At 43.4% G+C, this 22281-nt stretch carries 18 protein-coding genes and 2 pseudogenes; 18 read left to right on the top strand and 2 right to left on the bottom strand.

The window, feature by feature from the left end; translation table 11 throughout:
• Positions 1 to 80: 80 nt before the first annotated feature.
• Positions 81 to 890, bottom strand: coding sequence for a phytanoyl-CoA dioxygenase family protein (locus tag BWI96_RS01785; RefSeq protein ID WP_106634976.1), 810 nt, complete (start codon positions 888 to 890; stop codon positions 81 to 83).
• 325 nt (positions 891 to 1215) lie between these two features.
• Positions 1216 to 3114, bottom strand: a complete 1899-nt coding sequence (locus BWI96_RS01790) for a DNA topoisomerase IV subunit B (protein ID WP_106634977.1) — start codon at positions 3112 to 3114, stop codon at positions 1216 to 1218.
• A 276-nt stretch (positions 3115 to 3390) separates the two neighbouring features.
• Here BWI96_RS01790 and BWI96_RS01795 point away from each other — a divergent pair, with 276 nt between their 5' ends.
• From BWI96_RS01795 to BWI96_RS01880, 18 genes and pseudogenes are all read left to right on the top strand, one after another.
• Positions 3391 to 3984 (top strand): polysaccharide biosynthesis/export family protein, encoded by a 594-nt coding sequence (locus BWI96_RS01795; protein WP_157830175.1) that lies wholly within the window; start codon positions 3391 to 3393, stop codon positions 3982 to 3984.
• Entirely contained in the window at positions 3981 to 5813 is a 1833-nt protein-coding gene (locus BWI96_RS01800; protein ID WP_198555111.1) for an SLBB domain-containing protein, read from the top strand. The genes BWI96_RS01795 and BWI96_RS01800 overlap by 4 nt, the downstream gene beginning before the upstream one ends.
• Before the next feature lie 26 nt (positions 5814 to 5839).
• On the top strand, positions 5840 to 6460 hold the full coding sequence (locus BWI96_RS01805) for a hypothetical protein (protein WP_106634980.1): 621 nt from the start codon (positions 5840 to 5842) through the stop codon (positions 6458 to 6460).
• Between the two features lie 35 nt (positions 6461 to 6495).
• The gene (locus BWI96_RS01810; RefSeq protein ID WP_232793538.1) at positions 6496 to 6951 is read left to right on the top strand and encodes a hypothetical protein; all 456 of its coding nucleotides are present in this window, start codon (positions 6496 to 6498) and stop codon (positions 6949 to 6951) included.
• The gene (locus tag BWI96_RS01815) at positions 6951 to 7790 is read left to right on the top strand and encodes an ABC transporter permease (RefSeq protein ID WP_106634982.1); all 840 of its coding nucleotides are present in this window, start codon (positions 6951 to 6953) and stop codon (positions 7788 to 7790) included. Before BWI96_RS01810 ends, BWI96_RS01815 begins: the two co-directional genes overlap by 1 nt.
• Positions 7791 to 7861: 71 nt before the next feature.
• Entirely contained in the window at positions 7862 to 9121 is a 1260-nt protein-coding gene (locus BWI96_RS01820) for an ABC transporter ATP-binding protein (protein ID WP_106634983.1), read from the top strand.
• Positions 9118 to 10199: pseudogene (locus BWI96_RS01825) on the top strand (DegT/DnrJ/EryC1/StrS family aminotransferase). The gene BWI96_RS01820 and the pseudogene BWI96_RS01825 overlap by 4 nt, the downstream one beginning before the upstream one ends.
• 9 nt (positions 10200 to 10208) lie before the next feature.
• Positions 10209 to 12263, top strand: coding sequence for a glycosyltransferase family 39 protein (locus BWI96_RS01830; RefSeq protein ID WP_106634984.1), 2055 nt, complete (start codon positions 10209 to 10211; stop codon positions 12261 to 12263).
• 103 nt (positions 12264 to 12366) lie between these two features.
• On the top strand, positions 12367 to 13065 hold the full coding sequence (locus BWI96_RS01835) for a WbqC family protein (protein WP_106634985.1): 699 nt from the start codon (positions 12367 to 12369) through the stop codon (positions 13063 to 13065).
• 83 nt (positions 13066 to 13148) lie between these two features.
• Complete coding sequence (locus BWI96_RS01840) at positions 13149 to 14153, top strand: glycosyltransferase family 2 protein (RefSeq protein WP_106634986.1); 1005 nt, start codon at positions 13149 to 13151, stop codon at positions 14151 to 14153.
• The gene (locus BWI96_RS01845; RefSeq protein WP_106634987.1) at positions 14140 to 15243 is read left to right on the top strand and encodes a glycosyltransferase; all 1104 of its coding nucleotides are present in this window, start codon (positions 14140 to 14142) and stop codon (positions 15241 to 15243) included. Before BWI96_RS01840 ends, BWI96_RS01845 begins: the two co-directional genes overlap by 14 nt.
• Before the next feature lie 83 nt (positions 15244 to 15326).
• Complete coding sequence (locus BWI96_RS01850; RefSeq protein ID WP_106634988.1) at positions 15327 to 16466, top strand: glycosyltransferase family 4 protein; 1140 nt, start codon at positions 15327 to 15329, stop codon at positions 16464 to 16466.
• Positions 16467 to 16490: 24 nt separating this feature from the next.
• Complete coding sequence (locus BWI96_RS01855; protein ID WP_106634989.1) at positions 16491 to 17480, top strand: putative nucleotide-diphospho-sugar transferase; 990 nt, start codon at positions 16491 to 16493, stop codon at positions 17478 to 17480.
• A 27-nt stretch (positions 17481 to 17507) separates the two neighbouring features.
• Complete coding sequence (locus BWI96_RS01860) at positions 17508 to 18557, top strand: glycosyltransferase family 9 protein (protein WP_106634990.1); 1050 nt, start codon at positions 17508 to 17510, stop codon at positions 18555 to 18557.
• A 3-nt stretch (positions 18558 to 18560) separates the two neighbouring features.
• Positions 18561 to 19502: a hypothetical protein gene (locus BWI96_RS01865; protein ID WP_106634991.1), complete on the top strand. Its 942-nt coding sequence runs from the start codon at positions 18561 to 18563 to the stop codon at positions 19500 to 19502.
• A 106-nt stretch (positions 19503 to 19608) separates the two neighbouring features.
• Positions 19609 to 20589: a glycosyltransferase family 2 protein gene (locus BWI96_RS01870; protein WP_106634992.1), complete on the top strand. Its 981-nt coding sequence runs from the start codon at positions 19609 to 19611 to the stop codon at positions 20587 to 20589.
• Positions 20590 to 20657: 68 nt separating this feature from the next.
• Entirely contained in the window at positions 20658 to 21338 is a 681-nt protein-coding gene (locus BWI96_RS01875) for a DUF5672 family protein (protein ID WP_232793539.1), read from the top strand.
• A gap of 14 nt (positions 21339 to 21352) precedes the next feature.
• A pseudogene (locus BWI96_RS01880) lies at positions 21353 to 22254 on the top strand (glycosyltransferase family 2 protein).
• Positions 22255 to 22281: the final 27 nt, after the last annotated feature.

The raw sequence follows: 22281 nt of genomic DNA on the forward strand, positions 1-22281 counted from the left end.
TCATCAATAAGCTCTTATCTATCGCTTGACAAGAGGTTTTTACGGAGTTAGCACTGGTTCCCGTCTGCAAGTTAACGATATTAACCCTGACCTGGAATATACAAACGTTTTTCTGGTACCTGATACCATTCGTCCAGGTTAGCTGGTACGCGGGAATTATATCCTAAAAGCTGTTTGGCTAAAGGAGGGAAATTTGCTACCCGATCATAACCAAAGTAACGAGAATAATCGAACTGAGGCTTGAAGAAAGGCTTCGTAAACATCGGTGTTAACCCACGACGAATCTGGTCTGTCTGGTTCGTACCAGCAGCGTGCCATACGTTAGAGTTAAATAGAACGATACTCCCTTTTTTCGCAACGGCCTGCTCGGCAACAGCGAAGAACTCTTCATCCGTTGGTTTCTCAGCGTATTTATGAGAACCGCCCATGAACCACGTCGCACCGTTTTCGGGCGTAAAATCATCCAGCATCACCAGCATATTCATCATCAGGGGTAGGTCTCCACTCCAGGTACGAATATCCCGGTGCACGTTACCTACGTATGAAGACGTTTCTGCCTTGAAGTTCATTACTCCCCCGAAGGAATTAAGAATATATGGACCGTTATCAAAATAGGCAGTCAGGTATTCATGCAAAGGCATTTCTTCCACAAACTTCATGAAAGGGCCTTCAAAAACCACCAGGTGGTGTGAAGTTCCTGCCGTACGATTCACTACCCCATTTTTAATCTGAATCTGACGACACTCTTCAGTGGCTATATCCTGAGCTTTGATCAGCTCTTCACGGAAGCTATCTTCCAGTACTTCATGAAAAATTACCCACTTCGTATCCATCTCTGACTTGAAAGTTTCGAGATCCATTAATTGGGGGCTGGTTACTACATTGTCCATAACAGATTGGATTTGGTTTTCGCAAAGATAGAGTGGAACACTTTTCAGAGGGGTACCGAAAAGTCACCCTATCCATAAATAATTATCACTTTTTAGAATGAACTTTTAAGCAGAATAAAATAAAAATCCGCTTAAATTGAATTTTTCTAATAAACCAGTTCTATGCTCGTAACTATCTTCTTGCTATTTCGTGGTTTCTGATCGCTAAACGTTATCAACGATCTTCCGTAAAACCTGTTACTTGGAAGAATGTTTGAAGTTATAGAAAAAACGCCTGATTCATAAAATCTGAATCAGGCGTTTTTTACTAAAGGCTTATGCTTGGCTAAGCGACTTCCAGCGTTTCTTCTATCTCGTCTTTTTCAATAACTAAGTTATCAATAATAAATCGCTGACGATCGGGCGTGTTTTTGCCCATGTAATAACTCAGCAGTTTCGGAATGGTCGATTCTTTCTGTAAGATCACCGGTTCCAGACGCATATCTTCACCAATAAACTTACCGAACTCGTCGGGAGAAATCTCTCCCAACCCTTTAAACCGGGTTACTTCCACTTTCTTACCTCCTGAACTCAGCTTCGCTACCGCTTTTTGTTTTTCTTCTTCGGAATAACAATAGGTAGTATCCTCATGCTTCTTCGGATTCCGAACGCGGAACAAAGGCGTTTCGAGAATATACAAGTGCCCATTCCGAACAATATCCGGGAAGAATTGCAGGAAGAACGTCATCAGCAGTAAACGAATGTGCATACCATCGACGTCAGCATCGGTCGCAATAACAATCCGGTTAAACCGCAACGTTTCCAGTCCAGCTTCAATGTCCAGAGCGTGCTGAAGAAGATTAAATTCTTCGTTCTCATACACGATCTTTTTCGTTAACCCAAAGCAGTTCAACGGCTTTCCCCGAAGACTGAACACGGCCTGCGTTTGTACGTTTCTGGATTTGGTAATGGATCCCGAAGCCGAATCCCCCTCGGTTATAAACAGGGTCGTTTCCAGCCGATCTTCCGCTTTGGCATCCGGCAGGTGAATACGGCAATCACGTAACTTTTTGTTATGCACGCTCGCTTTACGAGCCCGGTCGTTAGCTAATTTTTTAATCCCAGCAATTTCCTTTCGCTCCCGCTCCGACTGCTCAATCCGCTTTTTCATGGCTTCTGCCACGGCTGGATTTTTGTGAAGGAAGTTATCAAGCTCCGTTTTCAGGAAATCAACCACGTGCCCACGAACGGTCGGCGAACTAGGGTCAGGCGACATATTGGTTGACCCTAGCTTCGTTTTCGTCTGCGATTCGAAAACGGGCTCCTGTACCCGAACGGACACGGCAGCCGAGATACTCGCCCGGATGTCTTCGGGAGCGTAATCTTTCTTGAAGAATTCACGGGCCGTTTTTACTACCGCTTCTTTGAAAGCCGCCAGGTGCGTTCCGCCCATCGTTGTGTTCTGACCATTGACGAACGAGTAATATTCTTCCCCGTATTGATTCCCATGAGTCATGGCAATTTCAATATCCGGGCCTTTCAGGTGAATAATCGGATACCGAATACTTTCCTGATCGGTTTTACGCTCCATCAAGTCCAGCAAGCCCCGTTGAGCTACGTATTTTTGTCCATTAAAAACAATGGTCAGGCCTGCATTCAGATAGGCATAATTCCAGATCTGATTTTCAAGGTACTGAGGAATGAAATGGTAATTCTTGAAAACCGAATTATCCGGTTCAAAAATCACGTGCGTTCCGTTGCGTTCCTTGGTCTCAATCGTGCCTTTCGACTGTTTCGTCAGCTCTCCTTTTGAAAATTCGGCCCACTTGGCCTGGCCATCCCGAATCGCCTGAACTTTAAAATAACTGGAAAGTGCGTTGACCGCTTTGGTACCAACGCCGTTCAACCCTACCGATTTCTGGAAAGCTCCAGAATCGTATTTCCCCCCCGTATTAATCTTTGAAACTACATCAATCACTTTCCCCAGGGGGATTCCACGACCATAATCACGTACTTCAACCCGATGTTCTGTAATCTTAACTTCAACGGTTTTGCCAAAGCCCATTACGTGTTCATCGATACAGTTGTCAATTACTTCTTTTACAAGCACATAAATCCCGTCATCAGCTGAAGATCCATCTCCAAGCTTACCAATATACATACCGGGTCTGAGACGAATGTGCTCCTTCCAGTCGAGCGAGCGGATACTATCTTCGGTGTAATCCGTTAATTTTTGTTCTGCCATTAGTCAATTATTCGTCCAACCTTTCGTTCTTCAAAAATAAGATTTGTTCAATTTCTATCATAGCGGAAAAGCTATTTTAGGGAAATGTTAATTATACCTGTGGTATCAGAAAATACGAATTTAGTGTTTTACTTTGTGCATTAAAGTAGATTTCTTTCGTTATCATAATTAAAACTATTTAGTTCGTCAGTGAGTTTCATATACCGACCCATCCGGGAAAAAATCAATTATCACCAAAAAAGAATCGAAATGTTGCCTTTCTTTCGGCCTTGTGTTTTGAAAATCTTAAAGTCTTCCCTACCCTTCTCCACCGTTAAAACCGCTTTTCTAGTTGTACTAACGCTTTCGAGTACGTTTGTACAGGCCCAGGTACCCTTTCCGACAAACACGATTCCGCAGGGTTTTCCGACCTCAACGGTTCCGATGAATCCATCGGTTCCATCGGCAACTCCTTCCATGCAGAGCGATAACATTCAGCCCAGACAATACACACTGGATCAACGCACCAAAGCTCGTGAAGATTCCGTACGCATGCTGCGGGCTAATACACAGGAACCCGGCACAGCAGAACAGAAAATCAAGATTTTTGGTGCCGATATTTTCTCTAACAAGAGCCTTGATATTGCTCCTATTACCAACATCCCTACGCCCAAAGGTTACATCTTAGGTCCTGGAGATGAAGTGGTCATTAATATTTATGGTGACCAATACAAAGACTTTGATTTTAAGAAGACCGTTACTCCTGAAGGTGTACTGCAACTCGAACAGGTAGGTCCTGTATTCGTGAGTGGTTTATCCATTGAAGCAGCGACATCTCGTTTGCGGGCTAAACTTTCCAGAATCTACCTATCGGACGGGGAATGGAAATGAATGTTCGTATTGGTAATATCCGTAGCATCCGCGTTAACTTCATTGGTGAGGTTGTTAATCCGGGCACGTACAATTTACCATCACTGGCTACGGTAATGAACGCCCTGTATTTTTCAGGCGGTCCCACAGCATCTGGCTCTTTCCGTAACATCAATCTGATTCGCCGTAACAAATTTGGACAGGATACGATCATTCGCACGATTGACCTTTACAAGTACCTGACCAAAGGCTTACGCATGAGCGACATCAGCCTGAAAGATGATGACGTTATCCAGATTCCTCCCTACAAAACCCGGATTGAGTTAACTTCTGGAACGAAGAAGACGGGGTACTTTGAATTACTTCCCGGCGAAAAATTAGGTAACCTGATTGAGTATGCGGGTGGATTTATTGAGGATGCCTATAAGAATACCATCGTTATCCAACGTATTACCAGCAATGGCCGTAAATTCCTTGACGTCAAAGAAGATGAAGTATTCAACTTTGAAATTAAGAATGGTGACCGTGTTGGCATTGGCAAAGTGCCTGAACGTGAAGAGAATATGGTTACCATTTCAGGTGCCGTTTATTTGCCCGGCTCTTATCCGCTCGATCGTAACCCAACGGTGAAAGATCTGGTCAACCGGGCAGAAGGGACCAAACGGGATGCGTTTTTAGGCCGGGCAGGTTTGTACCGTCAGAAAGATGATTTAACGGAAGAACTGATTACGGTAAACCTTTCCCGGATCTTGGCGGGCAAAGACACTAACGTCACTCTGAAAGCACTGGATCGTTTGGAAGTAGAAAGTGTAACGCAGCTTCGGGAAGGAATGCAGGTACGGATTCTGGGCGAAGTGAACCTGGCTAAAGGAGATTCAACTCGTGGCTATTTCCCCTGGTATGAAGGAATGACCGTAGAAGATTTAATTATTCAGGCCGGTAACCTTCGGGCGGCGGCTTCTCCCAACCATATTGAAGTTATTCGCCCTAAACGTCTGGACTCTGACGATCCAAAGCTGATTACCTCTGCTCTCTCAGAAAGCTTTACTCTGGCTATCAGCAAGGATTTACGTCTGACTGAACAAGCTTCGAAGTTTCAGTTAAAGCCTTTTGACGTAGTATACGTTCGTTCCTCTCCTAACTTCGAGAATAATCAGGAAGCTCGCGTAGAAGGACAAGTCCTGACGCCTGGCGATTATGGCCTTATTGATCGTGACGAACGTATTTCGGATCTGATCAAACGCTCAGGAGGATTAACTGCTTATGCTTACGTAGAAGGAGCTTCGCTGATTCGTAAAACCAAGCTGACCAAAATTGAAATTGAGCAACAGCAAAAAACGATTGGTCAAATTGGTAATGATAACAAGCGGACGGCTGTAAATGCTGATTACGTAGCTGAAAACAAAGAGGAAGCTATTGGTATTGATTTGAAGAAAATCCTGGAAAAACCTCATTCGGATATGGATTTAATTCTTCAAGATGGGGATGTTCTTAACATTCCGAAGTATAACCCAACCGTCAAAATCGAAGGTGAAGTTCAGCTTCCTACTACCAGCCGTTTCACTCGTGGGGTAGGCGTTGGCGAGTATATCTCAAGAGCGGGTGGATTTACTTCGAAAAGCGTGAAGAAACGTACGTATGTGATCTATGCGAACGGCTTTGCTAAAAAAACGAAACATTTCCTATTCTTTAATTCTTATCCTGAAGTAAAACCTGGAGCTCGTGTTATTGTCCCACAAAGAACGCAGGCTGATATTACTTCCCAACAGGTGATTGGTGCAATTGCACAAATTGGTGGTGCACTTAGCGGCATCGTAGGTATTGTAGCCTTACTGAGAACATTCAATTAAGATAAGACCTTCATTCAGAGATAATAATGATCACAGATTCAACAAAACCAGTATTAACTCCAAATGGAGAAGTGGCCGTTATAGAGCCCGCTCCTCCATTTGACCCCCGAAAACTGGTTCGGAATGCAAAAGCGATTTTCCTAACAATTTTAAAGTATTGGTGGTTATTAGGGTTGTGTATCATTCTTGGAGGCGTAGGCGGCTGGATTTATGATCAGGTTAACGAAGTTCCCGATCAGTATGAGGCTTCTATCGTCTTTAACCTTGAAACCGGCTCGGGAGGATCAGAACTTTCAAGTTTTGCCAGTGCTTTGGGGATGAGTAGTGGTGGCTCGAATGGTAATATTTTCGCGGGTGCCAACTTCACCGAGTTATTCCGTTCGAAAAAAATCGGTAACCGGGTAATGACTACTCCGGTCACCATCGCTGGTAAAAGAGATTTGCTCGTAAACTTTTATAAGAACCGTTCGGGTGCTTTACGTAGAACCAAGAACGCTGAATATTTACGGAATGAATTCACCTTTCCAGATACGTCCTTGAAATATTACACGACTACGCAAATGTCTTATCTGGACATGTTTCGTGAGTATGCTTCTCAGGATCTGGAATTGGTAACCTCGATCGCAAGTCAAGTTTCATGGAATTGACGGTGAAAACTGACTCGGATACACTATCGAAAATCATGGTTGAAACCTGGCTCAAAACGATGACCCATTTCTATACTGAGACCCGTAGTCAGAAAACATTGGAATTACTCCAGTTGCACACAAGTCGCCGGGATTCTGTGCTAAGTATTCTGTCGGGAGAGGAAAGAAAATTAGCAAGAGCCCAGGATTACAGTCAGTACATGGTTATGCCGTCGGGTCGGGTTAATGAGCAGCGGATGTCTCAAAATACGACCTATTTGCAAGGACTATACATGGACGCGTTACGTAACATTGATGCCTTGCGTACGTCCCTGATTCGTGAGAGTCCTCTGGTAACCATCATTGATGAGCCTACGTATCCCCTACCCGTAACGCCTTATCCAAGAGGGAAAGCCATAAAAATTGGGATTGCTTTAGGAATTGTATTATCCTTTGTGATGATGTTCCTGATTACGACCTATCAAAATATGATGAAAAAATTACAAGAGTAATGACCCAGGAAACGATTATTGAACACGGTAGGTCGCAGAAGAATTACTGGGCTGAGTTTTGGAAGTCAACGGAATTATTCTGGATTCTGGCGAAACGTGATATTACGGTTCGATACAAACAGACCGCTCTCGGCGTTGTTTGGAGTGTAGTCCGCCCGGTTCTGACCTCAGCCATTTTATTTTTTGCCTTTGGTAAAGTAGCAGGTCTTCCCTTTGAAGAAGGCGTTCCTCCGAAACTGGCCACCTTTGCAGGGGTACTAATCTGGCAATTTTTCGCCAATTCTCTTTCTCAGGTAAGTCACAGTATTGTTGGAAATTCTAACCTGGTTTCGAAGGTATACTTTCCGAGACTGATCCTGCCAACTAGTTCAGTAATGGTAGGTTTTGTTGACTTTTTAGTGGGTTTTGTTTTAATAATTCCCATGTACCTGTATTACTTTTTCAAACAGGGCTTTTTACCATCCTGGCAATTACTTTTTATACCAATCTTTCTAGCGATGGCTTATCTGGCCGCTTTTGGATTTGGTTTATTATTGTCAGTAATGAACGTAAGATACCGGGATTTTGCACAGCTTACTCCATTCATTATTCAGTTTGGGTTTTATGCGTGTCCCGTTGCCTACTCTCCAGTAAACATTGAAAACGAATCCTGGTATCCCATCTATAACCTCAACCCGATTGTAGGCATTATCGATGGTTTCCGCTGGACTTTGATGGGGGGCCATGCTCCCTTCCGCTGGGAAAGTTTTATTCCCAGTGTCATCATTATCCTGATTGTCGTTTTCTCATCCGTTGCTTTTTTCCGTAAACGAGAAAATAGTTTTGTTGATTATATCTAATCTGCAAGCTTTTCTACCCATACTAAAATTAGGTTGGATGGATTTGAATAAGTTCTTTAACCTTTAATGTTATGAATGCCATCCAGATTGAAAATATCAGTAAGCGATACTACATTGATCATCAGCGAAAGAATGGCGGTCCATCGGGCCTCAAAGAATCGTTAGTCAATGGAGTTAAATCGATCTTTGGCTCTAAGTCGAGTGAAAATACCGTTTCCGAAAAAGAAGAGTTCTGGGCTTTGAAAGACGTCAGTTTCGACGTAGCTCAGGGAGATCGAATTGGTATTGTTGGCCATAACGGGGCGGGTAAATCTACGATGCTTAAAGTACTAAGCCGTATTACCGAACCCACTACGGGCCGGGTAACCGTTCGGGGTCGAATTGCCAGTTTGCTTGAAGTAGGCACTGGCTTCCATCAGGAGTTGACTGGCCGTGAAAATATCTTTCTAAACGGTGCCATTCTCGGCATGAAGCAAGCCGAAATCAAGCAGCATTTTGATGAGATCGTTGCTTTCGCAGGTATTGAGAAGTTCTTGGATACCCCTGTGAAACGCTATTCCTCGGGTATGTTTGTTCGCCTGGGTTTTGCTATTGCAGCTCACCTCGAACCAGAAATTTTGATCATTGACGAAGTATTAGCAGTAGGTGACGCCGAATTCCAACGGAAATGTCTGGGTAAAATGAAGGATGTTTCCGACAGTGGTCGAACTATTCTTTTCGTAAGCCATAACCTGACAGCCGTGCAGAGTCTGTGTAACCGAGCGGTTTTCATGAATCGGGGTCAGATGGTAGCCGTAGGTGAAACCGGTCAGATTATTACGGATTATATGTCCAAAATTAATCAGACTAGTCTCATTCGGGAATGGCTTACGCCTGAACAGGCTCCGGGTAACGATCAGGTTCGGATTCGTAAAATCGAGCTCATTCCTCAGTTCGAGGTAGGCCAGACCCGGATCGACGTTCGTACGCCCATTAAGCTTCGGTTTGAGTTCTGGAATTTTGTTAAAAATGCAAAGCTTAATCTAAGCATGCACTTTAACTCCATGACGGGTGAAACGATCTTTAATTTGGCTTCTCCCCAAATAGAAGCCAATCCCGGCTTGATTACGGGAGAAGTTAATCTTCCCGGAAACTTCCTGAATGACGGAACGTATACCATAACCATGATGATCGTGAAAGATGCCTCGACGGTTCTTTACCACCTTCAGGAATCGGTAATGTTTGAAATTGATGATTATCGTGGCGGTGTGGAATGGTACGGCAAATGGCCGGGCTCCGTTCGTCCTTATTTCCCTTTTAGTATCGAGCAGTCTGAGGAGGTTAATGTATGAGTGAAAAAATATTTGTAACAAAATCTTACCTTCCTCCTAAAGAAGAGTATACGGCTTATCTGACTGGTATCTGGGAACGTTCGCATCTTACCAATCAGGGTCCTTTAGTTTTAGAATTAGAGCAGAAACTCCGCGATTATCTGGATGTTGAACACCTGCACTTTGCTTCGAACGGAACCATCGTACTACAGATGGCTCTGAAAGCTTTAAAAATTACGGGAGAAGTCATCACGACTCCTTTTTCATACTGTGCAACGTCCCATGTTATTGCCTGGGAAAACGCCACCCCTATTTTCGCGGATATCCGTGAGGAAGATCTTTGCATCGACCCCGATTGCATCGAAGCCCTGATTACCCCAAAAACGCAGGCTATTCTGGCCACGCACGTGTACGGAATTCCTTGTCAACTAGAACGTATCGAGGCCCTCGCTAAGAAACATAACCTTTATGTAATTTACGATGCCGCTCATACGTTTGGCGTAAAAGTTGACGGAAAATCGTTGCTAAGTTTCGGCGATATTTCCACTTGTAGTTTCCACGCAACGAAAGTTTCCATACCGTCGAAGGCGGCATGATTACTACACCTCATCAGGAACTATCGGAGCAGCTAAAACTATACCGAAGCTTCGGACACATAGGTGATGAGTATTTTGATATTGGCATCAATGCCAAGAATTCAGAATTTCACGCCGCCATGGGTCTTTGTAACTTGCCGCATGTTCAGGAAATCATTGCCGGTCGCCGCCGGGTTACTGAGTCTTACGATCAGCAGTTAAACTGGAGCAAACTTCGCAAACCCGTTATTCCGAAAAATGTCGAATGGAATCATGCGTATTACCCCATCTTCTTCAAAACAGAAGCTGATTTGTTACGCACCCGGCAAGCCCTGGAAGCTCAGCAGATTTTCACCCGTCGTTATTTTTATCCTTCACTGAATACATTGACGTTCCTGCATGCTCAGCAATCCTGCCCGGTTTCGGAAGCAATGGCTCTGCGTGCTCTTTGCTTGCCTTTGTATCCTGATTTAGCGGATACAGATGTTCAGCGAATAATTTCTATCGTCAACGAAAACTTATAAGTAACCGTCATGTGGGATTGGTTTTACCGCATACTCTTCCTGATGTTTGTGGGCTTCTGCTTTCGCGTCGCAGCACAGGTATCCCGAAAGTCCTTAGTAGACGTCCTGATTACGGCTTTCACCGTTTTTGCTGGTAGCATTATCGTCTCCGGCTTTTTATTATCCTTTTTACACAAAACTGACGACGTTCGGTTTTGGGCAGGCCTGGTATTTGTCCCCCCCTTTATTTTCTACCTGCTCTTTACCAGAATATTCATCAAAGAATACGAAGATTTTTCTGTTATCAGTCTGATCGGTAGTTCTTTACAAAATTTATGGATTTGGTATAAAGACCTAAGCTTATACCTGAAAATCATATTCGGTTTATTAAGCTTTTCCCTGCTTTTCGTATCCATTATTAGTTTAGCCCTCGTCTTATTCACCGTTCCAAATGAATGGGACAGTATGACAGGGCACCTCGTTCGGGTGATGTATTTTATGCAACGTGGCACAATGGCTCCTTTTTATGGCACTAACTGGAACATTGATACATACCCCCGAAGTGTTTGCAACATCCAGATTTACAGCTACCTAATCACTGGAAAAGTTGAGAATGCCTTTAAACTCATTAATTACCTAAGTTACTGGGTTGCGGTATTAGGTGCCTACGGCATTGCCAAGTCGATTAGCCGGAATCTTACTGCGGGCTTGTTCTGCGGTCTGGTTATGGGTCTGTTACCTAACGTACTCCTCCAGTCCACTACTACCGATACGGACATCGTTCTGATGGGGTATGTTAGCTGTCTGGTGTATTTTTTGTTTTCCTATCACGAAACCAAACGCCGTCGGTATCTATACCTGGCAGGACTCACGTTTGGCATAGCTCTGGGACATAAAATTACGCTAGTACTGCAATTCCCTTCACTATTTATGGTTGCGGTATATGTATTCGTTGCTGGCGTTCCTAATGTAAAAGCTTCCCTTTTCAAGCTCAAGCATTTGGTTACTTCGGCTCTAGTGGGCATACTTCTATTCACCTTACCGACTGGTTATTTATCTAATCTGAAGAGATACAACCACCCGATTGGTCCCCCAACGGCTACTCGTCATCAGTCAGTGGAACGAGCAGGTGGAATTTTCAGTGCCAACCTTTATGAGCAAGGCACTCGAAATTTGTTACGCTACAGTTTTGATTTCATGAATCTGGACGGTCTAACTAACATTCCAGCTATTGAAAAAGGACCCAATCGTTGGTTTAAAGCCCCGTTCATCTGGCTGGAAGAAAAAGCTCACGCCCGACTGGTGGAAGAGACGGACTTTACAATCCGTCCTTTTGAATATAATCGTCCTTATATTTTCACAAATGGTCTACCTTACTGGGGAGCCTTGGGTTTTCTGTTGATTTGGCCGCTGGTGTTTCTGGTGCTTTTTGGAGTCATTCGTTCTAAACCACATTGGTTTCTGGCAATCGCTACGCTTTTACACGCGGCAGCCCTCTCCTATTCGGCCCCTTATGATCCCTTTAAAGGACGCTATTTTATCAGTACGGCCATTTATGCCGTTCCATTTTTGACCTTACTTTTTACGAAACGTCAAAGCCTTCTGGCTACCAACAGTGGGTTACTTAAAGCGTATACGTTGGTACTTGTGTTGCTGGCCTGCCCTTCCGCCATTCTGGCAGTGCTCTGGAACGAGCGTTGCTTGCCCGTAGCTCATCATGGAAAGCCCTCGGCCTTCCAAGCAGGGCGAATCGAGCGAATGTCTTATGCCCGGGAAGATTTACAGACTGCTTATGAAAATTTTGAAAAGCTGGTGCCGGAGAACGCAACAATCGCTTTAGCTGATATTAATGATGATTATGAGTATCCGCTTTTTGGTAAAAACCTGACCCGTAAACTCATTCCAATCAATCCGTTTGAGCAAGGTTTACAGCCTATCCCTAAAGAAGCTGATTACCTTTTCTTTGCGGCCAGTGTTATTAAACCACAACCCGGTGACATTCGTCTGGGTACGGATACTACAGCTGCCACCCGAGCGAAAATGTTGGTGCCGGCTGAAGATTACTGGTTACGTAAATTGAAATAACCATTTTCAGTATCATTCCAGCAAAGCTGTTTAGAAGATTGCGTTTCCGATGCATGAAACTCTAAACAGCTTTTAATTTTGACTTCAACTTAATTTTAGAGTTATGACCTTAGCCATCATGCAGCCTTATTTATTTCCATACATTGGATATTTCCAGCTGCTTAATGCCGTAGATAAGTTCGTGATTTATGATGACGTAGCTTTTATTAATCGGGGATGGATTAACCGTAACTCCATTCTGAATAACGGAAAAGCCCAGTTATTTACTGTACCTCTGAAAGAAGCCAGTCAGAATAAATTAATCCACGAAATTTCAATTGATACCGATCAGAAATGGCGGGATAAATTGCTTAAAACGATTCAGCAGAATTATAAAAAGGCCCCTCATTTCGCTGCTGTTTTCCCAATAGTGGAAGCCGTTTTTCAACAATCTGAGTCGAATATCAGCACTTACATTTACAATAGCCTTACCATGATCGGCGAGTATCTTTCCATTGCTACGCCCCTCGTTAAAAGTTCTACCATTTACAATAATCAGCATCTAAAGGCTCAGGAACGTATTCTGGATATTTGCTTACAGGAAAAAGCTGATCATTATATCAATCCCATTGGCGGTAGAGAACTGTATAACAAAGACCTGTTTGCTGAACACGGGATTCAACTAAACTTCATCCGTTCGGAACGAGTGGAATACCCTCAACTGGGCGGCGAGTTTACCCCTTGGCTGAGTATCATTGATGTCATGATGTTTAATAGTAAAGAACAGATTCAGGAACTGTTAAAGGCCTATATTCTGGAGTAGTGGAACGTTTGAAGTCGGTAGTTATTCAGCGTTAATGCCCCGACCTTGAAACCTAAAACAGGCCACTGAAAACTCAGAAAAGTATGTACGATGTTTCGATTCTGATCATTAATTATAAATGTGCCGGGCTTACCAACGATGCCATTCAGTCGGTTAAAGACTGGACCCGAAAGGTAACCTACGAAATCATTGTCGTTGATAATGACTCGCAGGATTCCAGCCAGACGGAAGTTCTTCAGAAACACCCCGATGTTCAGTGGATTAACATGGGGTATAATGCCGGTTTTGCCCGAGCTAATAATCGGGCCATTCAGGCAGCTACAGGTCGGTATTACTTATTACTCAACGCCGATACCTTACAGAACATGCCCGCGATTGACCTTTGCGTGGAACGCATGGATGCAGAACCCGACGTGGTAGCGACCGCCCCCATGCAATTATATGCAAATGGTACACCGCAGCCGTATTTTCAAAGTTTCGCCGAATTTCGTCGCATATTTTATATCGTACCCATCCGTCTGCAAACATGGGTGGAACGCCTGATTCCAGAAACTAAGTATCAAGATCCTCGTCAGCATGACTGGCTGGTGGGAGCATTCATGGTGGTTCGTCGCGAGGCCGTCGTAAAGGTCGGACCGCTGGACGAAAGTTTCTTTATGTATGGAGAAGACGTCGAATGGTCTTATCGACTAGGTAAGGCAGGCAAGTTACTCTATTTTAAAGACTTAGGATTCCTACACTTAACCAGCGACTCCCCTTTCCGCCGAACGGATGTCTCATATGTGAATCGCTTCAATGTACAGATGCAGGTTTCTAATCTGCTCTGGCTACGCAAGCAGTATGGCGTTGGAGCTTATTTAGTTGTGATGCTAAATTATGCTTTACTGATTCCCATTTTTACTGGGTGGAAAGCCTTCGTTAACTTCCGCAATCGCCGTCCGATTTTTAGTGAAATGGAAAATCAAAAGCGGTTTTCCCGCCGCTTTCAAATGTTATTACGGTATTTTTGGCCCACGGTCTGGAACCGCCCCGGGTTTTACAAAATCAAACCCGAAGAAATATCGTCTGATACGTATGCCTACCCCTAAGATACTGATTATCACTCCTTACGCTGGACGGACAGGCTCTGAAATGATGATTGGGTATTTACTCAATCGTTTTGATCGGAAGTGTTTTCAAATGGCTCTCTGTACCCTTCAGCCCGGAGAGTTACTGAATGATATTCCCAAAGACGTACCTACGTTTACCGCTCCGAGTCATTTTTCCATTATTCAGAAGCTCCAGAATAAATTCGGTGAAAATCCGATCACTAGTTATCTCAAAAAAGTACAGAAAGCGTATCAGGCCGATGTATGGTATTTCAATACGCTGGTGCCTTCTTTTTTGTTACCCCTGGCTCAGGAATTGGGCGTAAAAATAGTTACGCATTTTCATGAACTTCCCATGGAATATCTGGCCCTGAAAGCCGATGTATTCCGAAATATTATTACCCAAAGTGATCTGATTATTGGTTGTTCGGAAGTGGTTTGCCAACGAATTCGGGAAGCTGGCGGTCAACGGATTGAGTTATGTCACTCCCTCATTGACCAGTCCAGAATTCAGATTAACCCTACTCGTGTGGAAGAGTTAAAGGCTGATTTAAAGATTAAACCTGACGAATTCGTCTGGGTAATGTCAGGCCAGGCTACCTACCGGAAGGGTTTCGATTTATTACCCGACTTTGCTACCGAGCTTCAGGGAACCCGTGCCCGAATCATCTGGCTGGGCCAGTTACTGGACGATGGGCTGGTCGAATATACCCGTCAAAAACTAAAACATAATACGGGCATTCGGGTTGATGTAATGGGCATCCAGCGGGAGGATTACTACGCGTATCTTTCCCTGGCCAATGGTTTCCTTCTGACTTCCCGTGAAGATCCCTTTCCCTTAGTCATGATTGAGGCAGCTACTTTGGCTAAACCCATTGTGGCTTTCCCTTCTGGTGGCGTGATTGAATTTGTACAGGAAGGCATGGGCGAAGTACCCGACTCCTGGAACGTGCGGGATGTGGTTACTTCCATGAAAAAAGTCATGAACAATCAGTTGGCTTTGAGTGAAGTAGCTAGCCAGAACAGAGCCCGGCAATTTGATGTTTCCGCCATTGTTTCCCGTTGGGAAACCCTCATGGCTCAGCTTTAAGGTCAGGAAAAGACTGTCTTTTATCAAACAGTCGTATTTTTGCCGCCTTACTGATTTAATTTTTAACGTAACGATTCCGTATTATGAAAAAAATTCTGTTCATCAGCCACGATGCTAACCGTGCAGGTGCACAGATTTTACTACTCCGATTTCTGAAGCAACTCAAAAACGTACCTGAGTATCAGTTTAAGATATTACTTCGTCACGGTGGTTCGTTATTGCGGGATTTCGAGAAAGTAGCTCCGGTTTATCATTGGTATCATCGGGAATTAGGTAATCGCCAGAAAGTAGCCCGGCTTTTAAACCGTAAAACATTTCAGGAGCAAATTCTAAAAGAGATTAAAAATGAACGATACGATCTGATCGTATCTAATACCATTACCAACGGCGAGTTGTTACATCAACTGCGACCGCTGGTAAAATGCCCGATGGTTACGTATGCTCACGAAATGCCCATGGGCATCGCGATGTATACCGATCCTTCAAGTTTCAATCAGACTCTGCGTTACACAGATGCGTACTGGGCCTGTTCAGAAGCTCAGCGGTTGATTTATATTGAACGTTTCGGAATAGATCCTGCTAAGATTTCCGTTCTCCCCTCCCTATTACCCGACGGGGCCTGGCAATTGAAGCCTTCAGAAGAAGCCGTTTCTCAGATCAGAAAATTGCTGGAATTACCCGAAGGAGCATTAGTAGTCGGAGCTGTCGGAACATTCGACTGGCGAAAAGGCATTGACATTTTTGTACAGCTAGCCCGTCAGTCCGAACCGGAAACGCATTTTGTCTGGGTGGGGGGCCATGAACATCAGGTAGAATATCACATGATTACGGAAGATCTGCGAAGATTGGGCTTGAGTGACCGAGTGCACCTGATTCCTCATTCAGATCGCCCTTTTGATTTTATTTCGGCCTTTGATGTCTTCGTTTTAACCTCCCGCGAAGAGCCTTATCCACTGGTAGTTCTGGAAGCAGCTTTGCTAGCCCGTCCCATTGTCTGTTTTGCTCAATCCGGCGGAGCCCCCGATTTTGTGGAACAAGATGCCGGCTTTGTAGCCAACTACCTCGATTCATCAGCCATGAGTCATTATATTTCTCAGTTACTCCGGAACCCGGAATTACGGCAAAAAATGGGTCATACCGCCCGGGAAAAGGTATTTGCTCGTCATCAGGATGAGCGGGCCATGCAGGCCTTTCTGGAGCTCATTGAAAAAAGCTGCTCCTGATTTTCGTACTAAATTCGTTAACCTTTGAAAACCCTCGCTTTCACCATTTGCTCAATCAATTACCTCGCTCAGGCTCGTACTCTGGGAGAATCGCTGGCGGCTACTAACCCGGACATTCATTATGTAATCGGACTGGTTGATCGCCTGGATGGGGTGGCTTTTGATACGGATAAAACACCTCCGTTTGAGTTACTGGAACTGCACCGGATTCCTATTCCGAACATGCAGTGGATGCAGGATAATTATGATATTACTGAATTAAATACAGCCGTTAAGCCATTATTTTTTCAGCATTTTTACAAACAATATTCTGATTATCAAAATTTTATATATTTTGACCCAGATATTATCGTTTTTACTGAACTAAATTATTTACTGGACAAATTACGAGAAAACCAGATTGTTATTACCCCACATACCTTAAGCCCTTACACCGACACCTACATGCCTAATGAATGTGACATGCTGAATTCGGGCACTTTCAATCTGGGATTTATCGCGTTACGGAAAACAGATCAAACGCAGCAGTTTATTAACTGGTGGGCTGAAAAACTGGCGTATCAGGCGTACAATGACATTTGTAATGGCCTTTTTACGGATCAGAAATGGATCAATTACGTTCCACATTACTACGACGAAGTACACATCAACCGACATCCCGGTCATAATGTAGCGTACTGGAATTTGCACGAACGCCATTTTACGTATCAGGACAATCAGTGGCTGATTAATAATGAATGGCCGCTGCAATTTTTCCATTTCTCGGGGTACTCACCCACTCAGCCGCATTCCATTTCAAAGTATCAGAATCGATTTGATTTTACGCAACGCCCGGATGTAAAGCCCTTGTTTGATTATTATGCTGAACGGTTGAAGGCCAATTTCAATGATTATTACCGAACCTTTGCCTGTATTTACGTTCGTCCTACCAAAGTCATTCGTCTGAAACGTGTGCGGCAGGCGTTTCGAATGCCTTTTGAAAAAATTGCTCACTGGCTGAATCCATACGCCTGAACCATAAACCGTTAGGAATTTAGCTTTATGGAAAAGTTCATTGCCCTCTGGCAACATCGATACCGAAAATACTCAGAAATCTTCCTGACTTATCTCGCATTCTGGAAGACTGTTCTACGTATTAAATGGATTAAATTCCGAACGGGAAAACCCACCGTTGGTATCTTAATGACCGAACATTTAGGAGATATCGTTGCCTGCGAACCTATTTCGCAAACCATCCGCGAACGCCATCCCGATGCTCAAATCTTTTGGATTGTCAAAAAAGCCTTTCGTGACCTGGTAGCTTATAATCCCCGGATTAACCATCTCATCGAAGAGCCTAATGTCTTGTTTTCCATTTTATTAACGGAGAAAAAACCTTTTGATACGCTTTATAATCTTCACCTCTCTAACCGCGTTTATTTCCCCTTACAAAAGCGTTTAGTCAATCCCATTGCCGATCAGCGGGATTTAACCATTCATAATTACCTGAATTTTGGTCGTTTGGGAGAAATTTTCGCCGCCGCCGCGGGCTTACCCTTACCCGATCGCTCCAAAGCCCCCTCGCTGTATATTCCTGATGAGGTGAGATCTAAAATCGATGCTTTGAATTTACCCGAGAAATTTGCTGTTTTTCATACCTTTTCTAATCAACCCGTCAAAGATTGGCAACCCCAGCACTGGAATCAGTTAACATCTCAGGTTCTGAGCGAGTTTGGGCCTGTCATTGAAGTAGGGCTGAAAGGCCAGATTCAAAGTAACTCACCTTCTTTCCGTGATTTATGCGGTCAGTTAAGCATTCTGGAAACCGCCGAAGTTATTCGCCGGGCCAGTTTCTTTGTGGGCGTTGATAGCGGCCCGGCCCATTTGGCTAACGCCGTAGGAACGTATGGCTTTCTCTTGATTGGCAAGCTCGTACATTTCGAAGATTTTAACTTATATACAGGAGGTTATGGGGATGGAAGCAACGCCCGAATCATCTGGAAACGGAAAGGCCCAGCTTCTGAACTAACCTTTGAAGAAGTTTGGCAACCCCTTCAGGAATACCTCATGGGGCGACGGATGACGGAGTTTATGGCCAAACGAATTGTGTAAACTATGCATTTTTTTACTGCTTGCTGGACGAAGCATTTACCGAACATAGCGATTCTGGCGGATCAGGTGGCTCAGCACCATCCAGGTTCGTTTTTATATGTAGGCTGGATTGATCAACCCATTGACGTTACTCTTCCTGAAAACGTCAGCGTGGTTTCATACGATCAGCTCAGTATTCTTAAAAATTTAGCCCATAAATACACCCAGACCGAATTACTACACATCGCCCGGGTTTTTCTGGCTAAATGGTTATTGAAAGAAGATACGCTGGTTTTTCTGGAACCAGAAACACAGATTTTCAGGCCCTTAACGGAGTTAAGTACGGCTTTGACGAAACAGCCTGCGGTCTTATTTTCGCAATGGTTACGGCCCCATCCCGACCGCCAATTCCCTGATAGCAAACACTATCTAAACTACGGCACTTACTTCTCGGGCATTTGGGGCATTCGTCCCGGCACAATCACTAACCAGTTTCTGGAATGGTGGTGTCATAACTTGGAAACCCGGGGAGGTTATAATTTATGCGAAGGGCAGGGCTCTGATCAGCTGTGGCTGGACATGGCTCCAGCTTTGTTCGAAGGGGTTTTTCCACTTCGAAATTCAGCGTACGGCATACATGTGGGGAATGCCTTTGAACGTTCGGGTGAAAATCCTGCCAGCTTTCATTTTCATTCGATGAAAGCCGACGGCAGTTATCCATCTTACGTAAGCAATCGGTCGATCCCCTCCTATTTTCAACAAGCTTCCAGAAAATATTCAACAAACCTTACCGCCCATCGGTTATACTCTCAGGCTAGCCAAATCAAACCGGCGTACGGTTTAGCTGACCCTGCGGAACCCGTTAGTTTAATTCGACAACATTGGGCTGAATCCTTTCGAAAACTCATTAAGAAAATCAACACGTATCAACCCGATTTTCTATTCAAGGATTCACAACCCAAGTAAGTTCCTACGGCACGGCTTTCGTAGTTCTCTCAGATAGGCTACCTTTGCAACCAAATTTGTTCAACCTAAACCAAACCAAATCGGTTTATTTAGTAGATTATTCCCTATGAAAATTTCTGTGGCGATGTGTACATACAACGGTTCCCGATTCCTGAGGGAGCAATTGGAAAGTATACGAAGTCAGTCACATCCAGTCGATGAATTGATTATTTGTGATGATCGATCCAAAGACGATACTATTCAGATTCTGGAGAATTTTGCTACTCAGGTTCCTTTTCCAGTTCATATTCACGTCAATCCTAGTAATTTAGGTTCTACCAAAAATTTTGAAAAGTGTCTGAATCTATGTTCAGGTGACGTCATTTTTTGCTGCGATCAGGATGATCGCTGGCATCCGCAAAAGGTAGAAAAACAGGTTCATTACCTGCAACAGCATCCCGAAATGGAAGCTGTTTTTTCTGATGCTCAGGTTATTAATGACGATTCTCAACCCATTGGAAAGACGATCTGGCAGGAAATTGAATTCGACACCGTGGCTCAGGAACGCTGGAAAAACAATAAGGCTTACGAGATTCTTTTCGGAGGTTATGTCGTTACCGGGGCAACGCTGGCCATTCGCCGTCGCATTTTAAGCTCCGTTTCGCCTTTCCCTGTGGCTTATAAAGAGCTTATTCATGACGCATGGATTGCCATTGTGCTCTCTTTACAGGGAAAAATTGGCTTTATCCCAGAGGAGTTACTTTTCTATCGAAAACATTCAACCCAGCAGGTTGGCTTTGGGGAGAAAAAGGAAAAAGTAACGATGAGTGATCGTTTTAACCGCGATCGTAAGCTCAAACTGGCCCCCTTACAGGAAAAAGCTACTAATCTGGAGTTATTACAGCAATTATTAAAAGCACGTCAGGATATTCCAGCGGAAAAACTGACTCAACTAACCCAGCGACAGAAGCATTTCAACGTTCGAGCCACATTACCGGATTCACGTCTGAAACGTTTTCCACTCGTTTTAAATGAATGGATTCGTGGACGTTATGTCTTTAGTAGTAAAGATTGGTGGTTACCTTTATTAGGTGATCTTTTTGAGTAATAAAACAGAAGTAACGTATGCCTTCCTCTGCATTGGTGGCCGTGGTAATTCCGATCTACCGTTCAGAAATGAACGAATTTGAAAAGATTTCTTTACAACAATGTGTTCAGAAACTAGGACATTACCCCATCATTATCGTAAAGCCCCAATCACTGGATGTTTCGTATTTACAAACGTTTCATACAAGCTTTAAAATTCAGTCTTTCCATGACGACTATTTTAAAGGAATTGACGCGTATAATTTACTGTTAACTCAGCCTGATTTCTATCTTTCATTTCAGCAATACCAATACATCTTAATTTACCAATTAGATGCCTTTGTATTTCATGATGAGTTAGAAGTTTGGTGTAAGAAAGGATATGATTACATCGGGGCTCCCTACCTCAGTCCAAATGCCTCGAAACAATCGATCACAGATCTAAAAAAACCATTATTAAACGGAGGATTATCATTAAGAAATGTACAGGCATCGCTTAAATTAATTCACCTTTACAAGCAATTGTACGGACAATGGCCGGGTAATGAAGACATGTTGTTTTCTTTACATTCCACTCGCCTTTTTGTCTTCAGACCATTCATGAAACTTCCCGAACCTAAAGAAGCATTAGCTTTTTCTTTCGAGCAATTTCCTGAATATTGTTACGAATTGAATCAAAAAAAATTACCCTTTGGGTGCCATGCCTGGGAAAAATATAATCTCAATTTTTGGCGACCTTTTTTTCAACAATCTGGTTATAAACTTCACTAGTCATTCCTTAATCAATGGATTTTTTTAAAGAAGACGATATAAAAAAATTCATCAGCACGCCTTCGTTTGATGAAAAAGTATTATTAAATAAAGATACACGCTATCCTAAAATAAGTGTCATTACCCCTTCCTATAACCAGGCTGATTTTTTAGAAAAAACCATTTTAAGTATTCTCAACCAAAACTATCCTAACCTTGAGTTATTATCATGGATGGGGGATCAACCGATCATAGTGTTGAGGTAATTAAGAAATACGAAAAATATATTGATTACTGGGTTAGTGAAAAAGATGGAGGCCAAACTGCTGCGATTAACGCTGGCTTTAAGAAAGCTACCGGTGAATGGATTACCTTTCAGAATTCGGATGATGTCTTTGCTCCTAATGCGTTCCTGAATGTTGCCAAGGGTATCAAACAAAATGCGGATGCCGATGTTTTTTTCGGTCATTTATTAATGATTGACGGCGACGATTTAGTTTTCGAACATAAAAAACAAATTCCCTTCTGGAATCAGGCCCAAGTGTATGAAGGCATGCAGGTTTTTAATCAGTGCATGATTTTCAAACGTGATTTATTACTCAAACACGGCTATTTCGACGAGAACTACAAGTTCGCTTTTGACTACGAAATCTGTACTCGCTGGGGTAGCATTCCGGGGATCAAGTTTGTATTACTGGATGATTTCTGGGGCTGTTTCCGTCAGCATGAGTTAGCCAAAAGCTCGACCATTTTCACGGTAGGACTGACTGAACACCAACAGATTAAAAACCATTATTCCAAACAAGTACCCGCCAGCTTTCCTGAAAGTATTCTTTATAGAATCATAAAATTCAGAAAGTTAGCGTTATTTCTTCTAAGAGGTGACCTAGCTTACTTCTTATACCGGATTCGCTTTAATCGTACGGCTAAAGTATAACAATATGTTTAAAAGCCTATTTGAAGG

It is taken from the genome of Siphonobacter sp. SORGH_AS_0500 (assembly GCF_002838835.1).
In the GTDB taxonomy this organism is placed as follows: Bacteria; Bacteroidota; Bacteroidia; order Cytophagales; family Spirosomataceae; genus Siphonobacter.

Bases quoted from the DNA above. Each gene is read 5' to 3' on its own strand.
- BWI96_RS01785 (WP_106634976.1), bottom strand. From the start codon at position 890: ATGGACAATGTAGTAACCAGCCCCCAATTAATGGATCTCGAAACTTTC.
- BWI96_RS01790 (WP_106634977.1), bottom strand. From the start codon at position 3,114: ATGGCAGAACAAAAATTAACGGATTACACCGAAGATAGTATCCGCTCG.
- BWI96_RS01800 (WP_198555111.1), top strand. From the start codon at position 3,981: ATGAATGTTCGTATTGGTAATATCCGTAGCATCCGCGTTAACTTCATT.
- BWI96_RS01805 (WP_106634980.1), top strand. From the start codon at position 5,840: ATGATCACAGATTCAACAAAACCAGTATTAACTCCAAATGGAGAAGTG.
- BWI96_RS01810 (WP_232793538.1), top strand. From the start codon at position 6,496: ATGGTTGAAACCTGGCTCAAAACGATGACCCATTTCTATACTGAGACC.
- BWI96_RS01815 (WP_106634982.1), top strand. From the start codon at position 6,951: ATGACCCAGGAAACGATTATTGAACACGGTAGGTCGCAGAAGAATTAC.
- BWI96_RS01820 (WP_106634983.1), top strand. From the start codon at position 7,862: ATGAATGCCATCCAGATTGAAAATATCAGTAAGCGATACTACATTGAT.
- BWI96_RS01830 (WP_106634984.1), top strand. From the start codon at position 10,209: ATGTGGGATTGGTTTTACCGCATACTCTTCCTGATGTTTGTGGGCTTC.
- BWI96_RS01835 (WP_106634985.1), top strand. From the start codon at position 12,367: ATGACCTTAGCCATCATGCAGCCTTATTTATTTCCATACATTGGATAT.
- BWI96_RS01840 (WP_106634986.1), top strand. From the start codon at position 13,149: ATGTACGATGTTTCGATTCTGATCATTAATTATAAATGTGCCGGGCTT.
- BWI96_RS01845 (WP_106634987.1), top strand. From the start codon at position 14,140: ATGCCTACCCCTAAGATACTGATTATCACTCCTTACGCTGGACGGACA.
- BWI96_RS01850 (WP_106634988.1), top strand. From the start codon at position 15,327: ATGAAAAAAATTCTGTTCATCAGCCACGATGCTAACCGTGCAGGTGCA.
- BWI96_RS01860 (WP_106634990.1), top strand. From the start codon at position 17,508: ATGGAAAAGTTCATTGCCCTCTGGCAACATCGATACCGAAAATACTCA.
- BWI96_RS01865 (WP_106634991.1), top strand. From the start codon at position 18,561: ATGCATTTTTTTACTGCTTGCTGGACGAAGCATTTACCGAACATAGCG.
- BWI96_RS01870 (WP_106634992.1), top strand. From the start codon at position 19,609: ATGAAAATTTCTGTGGCGATGTGTACATACAACGGTTCCCGATTCCTG.
- BWI96_RS01875 (WP_232793539.1), top strand. From the start codon at position 20,658: ATGAACGAATTTGAAAAGATTTCTTTACAACAATGTGTTCAGAAACTA.